This window comes from Clostridium saccharoperbutylacetonicum N1-4(HMT) (assembly GCF_000340885.1).
Classification (GTDB): domain Bacteria; phylum Bacillota; class Clostridia; order Clostridiales; family Clostridiaceae; genus Clostridium; species Clostridium saccharoperbutylacetonicum.
In genome coordinates, this window is record NC_020291.1 from 4583007 (window position 1) to 4596429 (window position 13423).

The window sequence follows — 13423 nt, forward strand, 5'->3', positions numbered from 1 at the left end:
TGAGTAATTGCTGTTGTCGTAGACGCTGTTGTCGTAGATGCTGCTGTAATAATTGTTGTTTTAATAACTGCTGCAATAATTTTGGAAATTTCGGTGGTGGATTTAACAATAATGCATGGTTTTGGCTTCCTCTATTATTTTTATTCTAAAAATAATCATCTAAGTTAACTTTCATAAAAACATTATTATATTATTGCTATAATTCAGCAATAAATATGATATTAAAATAGACCTAAGAAAAATAAATTTCTTAGGTCTTACTTTTATTTTCAAATTTAATTAATTCTTAAAAGAATGTATTGGAGCAGGAATTCTTCCTCCTCGGTTTGCAAATATTTCTGATGACTTTCCATTTACCTTCATAACTGGTGCTGAACCCAAAAGTCCTCCAAATTCAACCATATCTCCTATTTTGCATCCTGGTGCTGGTATAATTCTAACTGCGGTAGTCTTATTGTTTATAACTCCAATAGCTGCTTCATCTGCAATCATACCTGCAATTGTTGAAGTTGGTGTGTCTCCTGGAATTGCAATCATATCAAGTCCAACAGAACATACACAGGTCATACCTTCTAATTTTTCTAAGTTTAAGCATCCGCTGTTAACTGCATCAATCATTCCTGCATCTTCTGATACTGGTATGAAAGCTCCACTTAAACCTCCAACATGACTACATGCCATAACTCCACCTTTTTTAACTGCGTCATTAAGCATAGCAAGTGCTGCTATAGTTCCATGTGTACCAACTTGTTCTAATCCAATTTCTTCTAAGATTTCTGCAACTGAATCTCCAACAGCAGGTGTTGGTGCCAAAGATAAATCCACTATGCCAAATGGTACATTTAATCTTTTTGATGCTTCATTTGCAACTAATTCACCCATCCTTGTAACCTTAAAAGCAGTTTGCTTAATTGTTTCTGCAACAACATCGAAAGATTCACCTCTAACTTTTTCCAATGCTCTTTTAACAACTCCCGGTCCACTCACTCCAACATTTATGATCCTTTCAGCTTCTCCAACCCCATGAAAAGCTCCTGCCATAAACGGATTATCTTCAACCGCATTTGCAAATACAACTAGTTTAGCACAACCAAAACCTTTCGCATCCTTAGTTAATTCAGCTGTTCTCTTTATTACTTCAGCCATATCTCTTACAGCATTCATATTTATTCCAGATTTCGTACATCCAACATTAACCGATGCGCAAACCTTTTTAGTTACTGCCAACGCTTCAGGAATTGATTGTATTAAAATCTTATCTCCCTTTGTACATCCTTTTTGAACTAAAGCTGAAAATCCACCCAAGAAATCTATACCTAACGTTTCAGCTGCTCTGTCTAAAGTTCTTGCAAACTCAACATAACTAGTTTCATCCGTAGCTCCTGCAATTATAGACATTGGTGTGATAGAAACTCTCTTATTTACAATTGGAATACCAAATTCTGTTTCTATTTGTCTTCCAACTTCAACTAAGCGTTCTGCTGATTTTGTAATTTTATCATATATCTTTGTTCTAGCCTTGTTTCCATCTGGATCTATACAATCCAATAAAGATATCCCCATAGTTATAGTTCTTACATCTAACTTTTCTTCTTCAATCATTTTTATAGTTTCAAGTATATTATTAGTATTCATAAGCCCCTCCTAATTATAATGAATGCATTGACTTGAATATTTCTTCTCTTTGTATCTTAACTTCAACCCCAAGTCTTTCTCCTTCTGATACAAGCCCTGCACGAACATCTTCAAAAGATCTGTTCATATCTTTACAATCCAAAACCATTATCATGGTAAAGAATCCTTGCATTATTGTTTGATTAACATCTAAAATGTTAATGCTGTATTCTAGCATTTTATTACTTACCCCTGCTATAATACCAACTTTATCTTGCCCAATTACTGTTAATATTGCTTTCATGCTTATCTACTCCATTCATATGTATTTTGAGGCAATTATTCAAAAAATATCCCTAAAATTATATCCAATTCCCAAGGAATTGGATATAATAAATAAGCACCTCAATTACTATCTTTATTCTATAATTTATATGATACTTTGTCAATTTTCACAGAACATTTTGTAATATTTTTTTCTTTTTGTTCGTGTTATAAATTATTTTTTCAAGTTCTTTAATACATTAAGAATATTATTTGGCTTATAAGTATAATCTACACATATTCTATTCAATCTAGTAGAAAGATCATTTCTATCAGCATAACCTCTTTCTATTGTAAATCCCATTGCATATCCTGCTTCCACAACAGCTTTTTTAGTATTATCATTATATTTCCCTTCAGGATAAGCAATAGCTGTTACAGGCTTACCTGTAACTTTTTCAATAGCGACCTTTGAATCTTTTAACTCTTTAAGCTGAGTTTTATAATTCATATCAGAAAGCCTTTTATGAGAAACTGTATGGGATTCAATATCAATACCATAATCACTCATTTCTTTCAATTCCTCTGGCGACAAACAATCAGATCTATTCATAAAGCTTGAAATAACAAAAATTGTAGCCTTCATATTTAATTCCTTTAATATAGGAAAAGCTAAAGTATAATTATCTCTATAGCCATCATCAAAGGTTATAATCACACTCTTCTCTGGAATAGGTTTATTCTCATATAAATAACCGTTTAGTTCTGCCATAGTCAAGGTTATATATCCAGCATCTTTAATTGTTTTAAGCTGTTCTTTAAAATTTTCAACCGGTATAACAATAGGACCTTTTTTCGTTTTATCTTCAGTAATCGAATGATAACAAATCACCGGAACTCCTCTATTATCATTAACCCAAACTATTTCATCTTCTCTTTTTTCTCCTGCTTCAGCGGTAGTATCTCCATTATTATTTTCATCCTGTTCATTCACTTCACTTAATCCCATATTTAAAGTAGCCTTCTCCTGTTTATCAATGCTAATCATTATAGAAGTAAAAATCACAGCTACGCATAATATTAATTTAACTAATATTCCAATATTAGTTTTAGATCTTTTTCTCCGTCTCTTTCTTTTATTATATCTAACTCTCTTTATATTAGTACTATCCATTTATATCTCCTTCTATTTTGCGTAAACTTCACTTCTTCATCGTCACAATTATAAGGCTTTTCTATTATTTGTCAAATAACTTCCTTCAGTTTTTATTATATTCCATAATATCTATCGAGATAGAGTTAATTATATATTAAAACGGTTTTACAAATTATTTTATCATTATATATTATTCATCAAAAATAATATATATGATATTTTAAAAAAACGTCATTATAATTTAACTGATATCATTCTTTTCGTTTATCTTTGTTGTGCTTAAATGTTCAGCAGATATTCTTTCTTTAATTTTAGATTTTTTATAATCATTTGAAAAATATATTCTCAGACTCTCATCATTATTTTCTGCATCAACTTGATACATTACACTTTGTACATACCCATGAATGAAATCATCTTTACTAAAAGACAAATTTATTTCTGTTCCTACTTTAGTAATAACATTTATTATATCTTTCAAATCTCTTGATTCTTTTGTAAATACAACATCATCACTTTCCACAAAACAAAATTCAACTTTCATAGCTTTCATCCTCCCTTTTACTTAATTATATAAATATAAGAACATTATTTCAAATTCAAAAATAAAAAGTTATTTACTATATAACTTGATTATAAGTAAAAAACTAAAATTATAGCATTTTTAAATAATCTTTTAACTCAAATTCTTATCATGTACAAAAAACAGCCGATTACTCGGCTGTTATCATATTAAAGAAAGATTATTTAAGGGTAAGGGGATTGTTTCTTTGGGATGACTTAATTATAACATAATATTACAAAATAATCTATACTTTTTAATAATAATTATCGTTATACAAATTATAAAATAGTCAACTATTTCCGCTTCTAGGTATAAGTATAGTTTTATTATTAAAATATGTTGAGCCAGATAAATTCAAAATATAACTATGTGTTTAATATCATTCCCATTCAATTGTTAGTATTTCCAATTCCCCCTCCTTTAAAGAAACTTTATATCCATCAGTAATCAACCAAGTAGCTAAATCTGTAACCATATTTTTTCTAATCCCATCTCTCTTACTTATAGCAAAAACTGCTGAAATTTTATTTACACCAGCTTTCTTACCTTGCTCTATGTTTCTTAATATTATGTTCTTATTCTCATTTAATTTTTCTTCATATTCATTCACAATATTTCCTCCCTTTAATTTATTAACTATTCCACTTTATAGATATGCCTTAACACTAATCTTATTTATTCTATTCTAATTTTATGATATGAATGCCATAGTTATTCTCTATTTTATTCAATAAAAAGAAAACTGTTCCAAATATATCTTCTATATTTAGAACAGTTTTAATCAATAAATAATTTTAAAAAGTAATGACTATTTACACTCTATTTCTGATGACACATCTAATCCTCGATGCTCAACCGCAGTAGAAAAAACTATTTGTGTTTCAGTATTCCCATACTTCTGTAGCTCTCCAATAAAAGTATCTAACTCTATAGTTGTGTGATATGCAACTTTTATTAACATAGAATATTTACCTGTCACGCAATTGCATTCTAATACATTTGGACAGCTAGCAATAAAAGGATAAAACTCCGGCTTTTGTTTTGGTGACATTTCCAAATTAATAAATGCTTTAATATTATAGCCTAATTTCAAAGGGTCAACATGTGCTGAATATCCTGTAATAACTCCAGCTTGTTCTAATTTTTCAATACGAGCAGAAACGGCTGGTGTTGTTAAAAACACCTCTTCCGCTATATGTTTAAGTGGATAGCGCGCATTTTTTTGTAAAAGTTCAATAATTTTCAGATCAATTTTATCCATATACAATACCTCAACTTATATTAATTTAATGAAAGACAAGTCATAAACTTTTATATTTCATTATAATTTCACTTAATTGCAATAATTCGATTATCTATATATTTATATTAGAAAAGCATACCAGAATAATTCAAAAAAATTATTCTGATACGCTTCATTGCGTCTAATATATTTCATCTTTGCCAATACAGATGATTTTTTATCTATTTATATTTTAAAGTAACAAATAGTTTTTTTCAAGACTTTTTTATTTCTTAGATTAAAAAAATTAACCTTAAACACATTTAATATAATTTTTCATATTATATTATTATTCAAAATATCAAAATAGTAATGATTTCTACCTCAATACTTTATATTTATTAATTATTTTAAAAAAAACACTAGGCAAACATTGCAAAATACGAATATTATTTGTTACAAATGATTATTTTTTCGGATTTTTAGTTATTTATATAAACTTTATATTATTAAGCATTTTATTGGATAAATAAATTTAATTAAGAAAAATGTATTCTTTTTTAGTTTTTATTCACAATTCTTCCTATAATATTTACATGAATTTTAATTAGTGTTAATCTTCACTCATAGATATTGGCAAACACATTAACAAAGATAATGCTTAGTTTTTGTTAAAGAATTTATTATTTAAAAATATTATAAATATTGAAAGCGAGGAATTTTAAATGAAAATGAGAATGGAGTCTGATTCAATAGGAAACATGGAAGTACCTGTCGAGGCATATTATGGTATTCAATCTTTAAGGGCAAGCAGAAACTTTAATATTACAAAAAAGCCCTTACACAAAGATTTTATAATAAGTTTAGCTGAAATAAAAAAAGCTGCTGCAATTACCAATAGAGATGCTGAATTATTAACTCCAACTATTGCTAATGCAATAGTAAATGCTTGTGAAGAAATTATCAGTGGAAAATTTCATGATCAATTTATCGTTGATCCTATTCAAGGTGGTGCAGGCACCTCTGCTAATATGAATGCTAATGAAGTTATCGCGAATCGAGCTATAGAATTACTTGGCGAGAAAAAAGGTTCTTATAATATAATACACCCAAATGATCATGTTAATATGGCACAATCTACAAACGATGTTTTTCCTACTGCTGGAAAACTAACAGTATTAAAAATGCTTCCAAAAACTATCTCAGAACTTCAACGTTTATATAATGCACTTAAGTTAAAATCTTTAGAATTTAATAATGTTATTAAAATGGGACGTACTCAGCTTCAAGATGCAGTTCCAATAAGACTTGGCCAATCTTTTAATGCTTTTGCATCAATGATAAAAAGAGATGTAGACCGATTAAAATCTGTCGAAAAAGAAATGCTCATCTTAAATATTGGTGGTACTGCTATAGGAACTTCAATAAATGTATGTCCTGAATATTTAACTAATATAACTCCTAATTTAAAAAAAGTCTGCGGATTTGATGTTGTTCAATCAAAAGACCTTATAGATGCAACGCAAAATCTTGATTGTTTTGTAGCTGTTTCAGGCATATTGAAAACTTGTGCAGTAAATCTTTCTAAAATGGCAAATGATTTGAGATTACTATCAAGTGGTCCCAAAACAGGCTTCGGTGAAATCAATTTACCTTCAATGCAAAATGGTTCATCAATTATGCCAGGAAAAATAAATCCAGTTATTTTAGAAGTAGTATCTCAAGTTGCTTTTAATATTATAGGAAATGATTTCACTATAACTATGGCTGCAGAAGCAGGACAACTTGAACTTAATGCTTTCGAACCTGTTCTTTTTCATAATTTATTTGAATCTATTGAAACACTAGAAAATGCGACAACAACTTTAATCGATAATTGTATTTTAGGAATTACAGCCAACGAAGATAGATGTAAAGAATTATTAAATAGTAGTGTAGGAATAGTTACAGCTCTTTGTCCATATATAGGCTATAAAAAATCAGCAGATATTGCTAAAACTTCCTTAAAAAATGGGACTTCAATAAAAGAACTAGTATTAAATGAAGGAATATTGACTTCTTCTGAATTAGATGCTATATTAGATCCATTTTCAATGACAGATATTGATTGTTTTTCAGATTCAAAATCAGCTCAAACAATTAACAAGGCAATATAACTTTAATTATCATGAATAATTTTTAATAATTTTGATATACTATTACTGAACACAATCTTATAAATTGTTGATATTAACCAAAAAAGAGATGACATACTATAAAATGTATGTTATCTCTTTTACGCTTAATTAATTTAAACAAATTTTATCGTTATAGTATTGATAAAAATTTCTTCAAAAATCTTATCCATAAGCCTTACTTATTATTAACAAGATGTCGAGTACGACTTCCTGTTTAAAGAAAACTTTAATTTCTCATAATTATTTTTATTATCATTTCCGGCTTCATATAATTCAAATATTGATGTGAAATCATTCTTAAAAATGTATTCGTGAGATAATTCTTCCTTCATTCTACATAATAATTCCTGCAAGTCATATCCCTCTACTCTAAAATTCTGATCATTTAAATTTAAAGAAAGTGAATTGTTGTAATAATTTTTATTCTTTTCAATACGTAATAAAAATTCTTTTACTACTTCCTGATCATTAGATTTTAATTTCATTGGCATCTTAATATCAATGCAATAATCTATCAATTCATCTTCTTTCAAATAAAAATATTGTTTAGCTTCTTCAGAATTTTTAACATAAAAATCAAAATCAAAGTCTTGATTTTCAAAAATGCAATTTCGAACTTGAAGCTGAAAGCCTTTTTTTGAAACATATACCTCAGCCTGTTCACATCCCAGGCTATCAGTATATAATGCTGAATATTTTAATTTGACCATATTAAATTTTATGTCCCCCTTTATTTCTCAATCTCTATTTCCCTATTTTTTAAACCACCTTTCAATAATACCATATAATACCATCAATTACAAAGGTTAAATTTTACAATCACTTTTAAATTTAGTAATAAATTTATCAAGGAAATCTGAGCTTATTAAAAATTTATTTATTATTTATACATAATTTATTATTTCGTAACATAATCGTAACATTAATTGGTTATAATAATATTTGAAAAGTAGTTTAAAGCATTATTATCCCTTAAAAAATACTTTCAACAAAAGAATGACTTATTCCCCTAAGTAAGTCATTCTTTTCATATGTAAAATTATATTTTAAATATTAAGGTTGTAAAACTATATATTTGATTACATGAAACACATTATTTCATTTGAATAAAAAAGATAACTTGTTTAATTAACAAGCTACCTTGTGCATTTTTATAATTTCATAATAATATTATTTTCTAATGCAGTTACGCCTTCAGGAGTGTGAGTGCTTAAGTATACTGTGTCATTTTCTTTTATGAAAGTTCTTACAATTTCTAATGTTTCTTTAGCTAATTCTTTATCTTCAAATACCACAGATAATTGATTTTGTCTTAATGCTTCATCTGTATAAGTAACATCACCATGGATCATATAAAGAATCCCATTATCCTCTACAACAACTAATGAATTTCCAGTAGTATGTCCATATGCTGGAAGCATCACAATATTGTTTGCTATAATTTGACTCTTTTCAAAATTTTTATATTCTCCATCAGTAAAATCAACCTTAACTATATTTTCACTTGTTAATTTCATAGCTTCTGCTTCTATTCTTGACATAAATATTTTTGCGTGATCAAATAATCTTAATTCTCCCGCATGATCTGGATGTTTATGAGTTAATATTATCTTACTAACATCTTCTATTTTATATCCAACATTTTTTAAGGCTTGTTTAAAATCAGCAACTTTTTCTCCCATAAACATTGCTTGATCTGGTTTATCTTCAAAATCTGGTGTTTCGATCGGAAGTCCAGTATCTACCAAGATAACTTCTTTACCTGTATCTATTAAATAATTCTGCAAACTAGCAGGATATTTTTTATTCACATTAATTTTTTCTTTTTCTAAACTTCCTCCTAAAGCAAAGGATTCATTCATTCTTCCATTTTTATAAAATTCTAAAGCTACTATTTTCATAATTTGCTCCCCCTTAATATATAACATCTATTTTTTCTAAAAGTAATAATATTTAACAACTAATAACTGTTATTATATAGAACCTTCTTTTGTTTGTCAATTTCTAAATTTTCAGATATTTCCAAAGTCCTATTTTATCTTTTAAGCATTCGATAAATCAATTCATTTCAATTACTTTCTCTTAAGTAATCACGTTTTACAATTTCTTTATCACAGATTATTTTAGATGTGTTGTATTTAACATAACACTCCCCCTTTAATGCCAAAATACATACAACTTCTCCAATCCTGTCCTTTCCCGTATTATTTTTGCAATTAGAGCAATCCATATTAATCAACCACCTTTCTTTTTTTAATATTATATCTTCTCAATTTCTTCGACTTTGCAACTTACTGGAGTTGATGCTTTTTCATTAACTCTTACCTGTATTATATTTATTTTACGTAATATATCAACTACTCTTCCTTCAATAATATTCCCATCTACATCAGTCCCCCTCACAACATCTCCAATCTCAACCTTCATAAGAATCCCCTCCACAGATACATTTCCATCATAAATTTCTATCATTCGGCTATTGAAATATATTCCTCCACAATTACTTCCGGTAACTCTTTATAATCAAATGGAGATATATCATCAATTTTGAACTTAGTTAATTCCATTATTTTAATCAAAACTTGATCCATTTTGCATAAAAATTCTTCTTTTTCTTCTGCCTTTATAACAAAACTATTAAAAGGTATATTATATTTTTCTACAAAACTTAAATTTAAATTTACAGTCCAACACCTCATTTTATCACCATACCCTTTTCACCTATTTTTATTTTAATTAAAATTCAAACAGCAATCTAATCAAATTGCCATTTATAATATAATTATATATTTACTTAATATTTTACTATTTTTCATTAATATCATCACTTATTTTCATTTTACCTATTACTCATTTTTTATTAATTTTATTCACTTTTTTCCTTGAACATTTTATAATCCGACATAAATTTTAGGTTTTTTAATCTTTTTTGTAATTTGTTGTAGTTTTCTATTTATTAGCTTTTGAGATATTTAACCATATAGAATTAATAATTCAAATAAGCTTTTCAAGAAAAAAATCGCAGGCGACTGTGGAGCCGGAGATTTTTAATATTAAGTTCCGCATTGTGCTTCGCACTCTTTTTATAGGTGCGCATCTGCCTTTTCGAACGCATGTGAGAAAAATGTGCACATTAGAAAAGGCAGCTATGCTGCATATAAGAACTTTTCATTAGAAAGAGCAGCTATGCTGCATATGAGAACATTTTATACAGGCAAATATGATTTGTTTTTTATTCTTCTCTTATACACAGCTCATATAAATAGCACTTTTCATATATTATCCACAGATTTTACTACATTATAAATTCCTGAAGAATAAAAAAATAAGAATGATAAACAATATTTCTAATGCTTATCATTCTTATAAAAAATTAATGCTTAAAAAAGATTTTTTTGTAATTATCCTTGGGAATATAATGTTAATTTAATATTTGAATTAATAATAACATAATAAAGAAAATAATACAAGACTATTTTTATCTGATTTATCTACTTTTATATAATTTCAACTTTTATCAATACTTCTCTAGAAACTCATTATTTTATTATACACATAATAAAATGTGGTATAATTTTTATATAGATAAGGAGGGATATTATATGGATAAATTTGTAATTGCTATAACCAGAACTTGCGGCAGCGGAGGTACTACTATAGGAAAAATGCTTTCAAAAGATTTAGGAATTAACATTTATGATAGAGAGTTATTACGTTTAGCTTCAGACGATAGCGGCATCAACGAAGCCTTATTCGCCAATGCAGATGAAGGTGTAAAAAATAGTTTACTTTATAAGGTTTCAAAACATGTATATAATGGTGAACTTATTCCACCAGAAAATAATGATTTCACTTCAAATGATAATCTATTCAATTATCAAGCAAAAATCTTAAGAGAACTTTCTGAAAGAGAATCCTATGTTGTAATAGGACGATGTGCTGATTATATTTTAAAAGATAATCCAAATGTATTCAAAATTTTTATCCACTCATCAGAAGAATTCTGTATTAAACATGAAATGGCTATTCTTGGTACTTCTGAAAAGGAAACGATAAAAGAAATAAAGAGACTAAATAAATATAGAAGTGATTACTATTATTATCACACAGGAAATAAGTGGGAAGATGTAAGAAATTATGATTTGTCCCTTGATACTAGTAGATTTGGTTTTGAAAAATCTGTAAAATACATTAAAGAATATATAACATTGAGAATGAACTTGTAAAGATAAATTTCATTTATCAAAAAATATTCTCCTTTTATTAAGTTGTTCGCTTTTACTTAGTTGAATTTTGAAGATTAAATTAAGTAAACCGAACAACTTTTGTTTTAAGTCTCCTCCAATACCTATTTTAAAAACTTTCTTACAAAAACTGCTCACTTTTCCTTCGATTATTATTTTTCGTTCTATTTGAGTTTATTTTCATCTTATAATTTCCTCAAAATAAATTAATATATTTTTAATTCATAGTTCTTTTGTGTATGTTTACTTCTACCATACTTGTATGGTAGAATATTATATAACATTTACCATATAATTCATAACATCAAAAATACTAACTTATCTTACTTAATTTCAATAAATTAGCTAATAATAACATTTTGTATTGATTGGAAGATATTTTATTTTTTTGTTGCGCCAAATCGTTTTTTAGATTTTCTAATTTACGATCTTTTATGAATATGGAATATATTACATATAAGGGAGAGAAAAATATGCTGAAAAACATCAAAATTATTAACAGTATTGTATTAATGGTTATTCTATCAACAATTGTCTCGTTAGCCATAGCTATTGTCGGGTACAGTAATATGAAAACTATTAATAATAATTCTTCATCAATGTATGAAAACGCTCTAGTTAGAATCGTAAAAACCGAAGAGATCAGGCAAACATTTTCTAATATCAGATTAAATGCCAATAGAATATCTATTTCTGACTTTAATGCTGATGATGTGTCTGCTATAGATGCTAATTACAGTAAAATGAGTGACTTATTGAATGACTATGAAAACTTATCTTTGAGCTCTTTAGAAAAGAATAATTTGGCTGAATTTAAAAGTGACTCTGAAAAATATTATTCTCAAATAAAGAATCTTGAAAAAGGTAATAAACTTTATGGAATAGACTTAGAACAATTTAATCAGCTTGGAGTTGAAGCACAGCTTTTCCTTGATAATCTAGTAACTTATAGTTCAAATATGGCTAATACTCTTCAAAATGATAATATTAATTTGTATCTTAGAAGTACTAAAATTTTCTTTGCAACATTCATTATAGGATTCATATTAATGATTTTTGTTTCATCTGCAATAGTTTCAGTAATAAAGAAATCTATGAAAGAAATAATATCTGTATTAAACTACGTTGCTGACGGAGATTTTAGCATAAAAATGGACTCTGAATATAAAAATGAATTTGGAATAATGAAGAGATCAATTAAAAAGACAATTTCAAATATCTCTTTAATGCTAGAATCTGTTAAGCAATCAACAAATGTTGTAAATGTTCAAGCAACAAATCTTTTGGAGGCTTCTGATCAAATGTCCTCATCTGCACAAGAAATTAATGCAGCAGTTCAAGAAGTTGCAAGCGCTGCCAATGATCAATCTAGTGATTTAATAAATGTAAAAACTTCCCTTGATAATTTTGCTGATTCCTTAAATCAAATTACACTATCAATTAATGATGTAAATTCTAATCTTAATAACATTAATTCAATGGCTGAAGACGGAAACTCAAAATTAAAATTTTTATTTGATTCAGTAAAAGATGTAAATAACTCTTTCAATACTATAAAAGATAAAGTCGTTACATTAGATCAACATGTAGTAAAAGTTAATAATATAACAACCATTATTAATTCTATTGCTGACGAAACTGATTTATTAGCTCTAAACGCAGCAATCGAATCTGCCCGTGCTGGAGAAGTTGGAAAAGGATTTTCCGTTGTTGCAGAAGAAATCAGAAAATTAGCTGAACAGTCTAAAATATCTGCTAATGATATAACAAATCTAATTTCAAGTATTAATAAAGAGGCTCAAGTTGCTGTTAAAACTACTGATTTAGGAAAAAACAGTTTGAATAATCAATCAGAACTTATTGAGGATTCAATAAAATCCTTCGCATTAATATTTAATGCAATAAATACGATTTTACCTAAGGTTAATAGTATAAACAAGTCAATTGAAAATATAAATGTTGAAAAAGATCTTATACTTTCTAAAGCATTAAATATTTCCGGGGTGTCAGAAGAAAATGCAGCTTCGGCTGAAGAAATATCAGCTTCAGTACAACAAATAAACATATCATTTTCTGAAGTGTCATCTTCTGCACAAACTCTATCAAATTTAACAAACTCTATGATAGACGAAGTTGCTAAATTTAAACTATAGGAAAGACGTTCATCTCGAGTTAAAAATG

The 13423-nt window shown here is 27.6% G+C and carries 14 protein-coding genes; 3 read left to right on the forward strand and 11 right to left on the reverse strand.

Annotated elements, in window-relative coordinates:
• Positions 1–279: 279 nt before the first annotated feature.
• From CSPA_RS20520 to CSPA_RS20545, 6 genes are all read right to left on the reverse strand, one after another.
• Complete coding sequence (locus tag CSPA_RS20520) at positions 280–1635, reverse strand: PFL family protein (protein WP_015394291.1); 1356 nt, start codon at positions 1633–1635, stop codon at positions 280–282.
• Positions 1636–1648: 13 nt separating this feature from the next.
• The gene (locus tag CSPA_RS20525) at positions 1649–1918 is read right to left on the reverse strand and encodes an ACT domain-containing protein (RefSeq protein WP_015394292.1); all 270 of its coding nucleotides are present in this window, start codon (positions 1916–1918) and stop codon (positions 1649–1651) included.
• A gap of 195 nt (positions 1919–2113) precedes the next feature.
• Positions 2114–3052: a polysaccharide deacetylase family protein gene (locus CSPA_RS20530; RefSeq protein ID WP_015394293.1), complete on the reverse strand. Its 939-nt coding sequence runs from the start codon at positions 3050–3052 to the stop codon at positions 2114–2116.
• A gap of 223 nt (positions 3053–3275) precedes the next feature.
• On the reverse strand, positions 3276–3578 hold the full coding sequence (locus tag CSPA_RS20535; protein ID WP_015394294.1) for a hypothetical protein: 303 nt from the start codon (positions 3576–3578) through the stop codon (positions 3276–3278).
• 400 nt (positions 3579–3978) lie between these two features.
• Positions 3979–4209, reverse strand: coding sequence for a hypothetical protein (locus CSPA_RS20540; RefSeq protein ID WP_015394295.1), 231 nt, complete (start codon positions 4207–4209; stop codon positions 3979–3981).
• Between the two features lie 198 nt (positions 4210–4407).
• Positions 4408–4860 (reverse strand): Lrp/AsnC family transcriptional regulator, encoded by a 453-nt coding sequence (locus CSPA_RS20545; RefSeq protein WP_015394296.1) that lies wholly within the window; start codon positions 4858–4860, stop codon positions 4408–4410.
• Positions 4861–5546: 686 nt separating this feature from the next.
• Here CSPA_RS20545 and CSPA_RS20550 point away from each other — a divergent pair.
• Positions 5547–6977 carry an aspartate ammonia-lyase gene (locus tag CSPA_RS20550; protein WP_015394297.1) on the forward strand — a complete coding sequence of 477 codons (1431 nt, stop codon included), beginning with the start codon at positions 5547–5549 and terminating at the stop codon, positions 6975–6977.
• 206 nt (positions 6978–7183) lie between these two features.
• On the opposite strand, the gene CSPA_RS20555 is transcribed toward CSPA_RS20550, so the two are convergent.
• From CSPA_RS20555 to CSPA_RS20570, 5 genes are all read right to left on the reverse strand, one after another.
• Complete coding sequence (locus tag CSPA_RS20555) at positions 7184–7708, reverse strand: DUF6304 family protein (RefSeq protein WP_015394298.1); 525 nt, start codon at positions 7706–7708, stop codon at positions 7184–7186.
• A 441-nt stretch (positions 7709–8149) separates the two neighbouring features.
• Positions 8150–8899, reverse strand: a complete 750-nt coding sequence (locus CSPA_RS20560) for an MBL fold metallo-hydrolase (protein WP_015394299.1) — start codon at positions 8897–8899, stop codon at positions 8150–8152.
• 167 nt (positions 8900–9066) lie between these two features.
• Positions 9067–9228, reverse strand: a complete 162-nt coding sequence (locus tag CSPA_RS30320; RefSeq protein ID WP_015394300.1) for a hypothetical protein — start codon at positions 9226–9228, stop codon at positions 9067–9069.
• Positions 9229–9257: 29 nt separating this feature from the next.
• Positions 9258–9470 (reverse strand): hypothetical protein, encoded by a 213-nt coding sequence (locus CSPA_RS20565; protein ID WP_015394301.1) that lies wholly within the window; start codon positions 9468–9470, stop codon positions 9258–9260.
• Complete coding sequence (locus CSPA_RS20570; RefSeq protein WP_015394302.1) at positions 9467–9697, reverse strand: hypothetical protein; 231 nt, start codon at positions 9695–9697, stop codon at positions 9467–9469. Before CSPA_RS20570 ends, CSPA_RS20565 begins: the two co-directional genes overlap by 4 nt.
• 903 nt (positions 9698–10600) lie before the next feature.
• Here CSPA_RS20570 and CSPA_RS20575 point away from each other — a divergent pair.
• Positions 10601–11224: a cytidylate kinase-like family protein gene (locus CSPA_RS20575; protein WP_015394303.1), complete on the forward strand. Its 624-nt coding sequence runs from the start codon at positions 10601–10603 to the stop codon at positions 11222–11224.
• 491 nt (positions 11225–11715) lie between these two features.
• A complete protein-coding gene (locus CSPA_RS20580) occupies positions 11716–13395 on the forward strand; it encodes a methyl-accepting chemotaxis protein (protein WP_015394304.1) in 1680 nt (559 codons plus the stop codon).
• Positions 13396–13423 lie beyond the last annotated feature (28 nt).

What these genes read in the sequence shown, in the direction of transcription:
- CSPA_RS20520 (WP_015394291.1), bottom strand. Translation starts at nt 1,635, where the DNA reads ATGAATACTAATAATATACTTGAAACTATAAAAATGATTGAAGAAGAA.
- CSPA_RS20525 (WP_015394292.1), bottom strand. Translation starts at nt 1,918, where the DNA reads ATGAAAGCAATATTAACAGTAATTGGGCAAGATAAAGTTGGTATTATA.
- CSPA_RS20530 (WP_015394293.1), bottom strand. Translation starts at nt 3,052, where the DNA reads ATGGATAGTACTAATATAAAGAGAGTTAGATATAATAAAAGAAAGAGA.
- CSPA_RS20535 (WP_015394294.1), bottom strand. Translation starts at nt 3,578, where the DNA reads ATGAAAGTTGAATTTTGTTTTGTGGAAAGTGATGATGTTGTATTTACA.
- CSPA_RS20545 (WP_015394296.1), bottom strand. Translation starts at nt 4,860, where the DNA reads ATGGATAAAATTGATCTGAAAATTATTGAACTTTTACAAAAAAATGCG.
- CSPA_RS20550 (WP_015394297.1), top strand. Translation starts at nt 5,547, where the DNA reads ATGAAAATGAGAATGGAGTCTGATTCAATAGGAAACATGGAAGTACCT.
- CSPA_RS20555 (WP_015394298.1), bottom strand. Translation starts at nt 7,708, where the DNA reads ATGGTCAAATTAAAATATTCAGCATTATATACTGATAGCCTGGGATGT.
- CSPA_RS20560 (WP_015394299.1), bottom strand. Translation starts at nt 8,899, where the DNA reads ATGAAAATAGTAGCTTTAGAATTTTATAAAAATGGAAGAATGAATGAA.
- CSPA_RS30320 (WP_015394300.1), bottom strand. Translation starts at nt 9,228, where the DNA reads ATGGATTGCTCTAATTGCAAAAATAATACGGGAAAGGACAGGATTGGA.
- CSPA_RS20565 (WP_015394301.1), bottom strand. Translation starts at nt 9,470, where the DNA reads ATGATAGAAATTTATGATGGAAATGTATCTGTGGAGGGGATTCTTATG.
- CSPA_RS20570 (WP_015394302.1), bottom strand. Translation starts at nt 9,697, where the DNA reads ATGAGGTGTTGGACTGTAAATTTAAATTTAAGTTTTGTAGAAAAATAT.
- CSPA_RS20575 (WP_015394303.1), top strand. Translation starts at nt 10,601, where the DNA reads ATGGATAAATTTGTAATTGCTATAACCAGAACTTGCGGCAGCGGAGGT.
- CSPA_RS20580 (WP_015394304.1), top strand. Translation starts at nt 11,716, where the DNA reads ATGCTGAAAAACATCAAAATTATTAACAGTATTGTATTAATGGTTATT.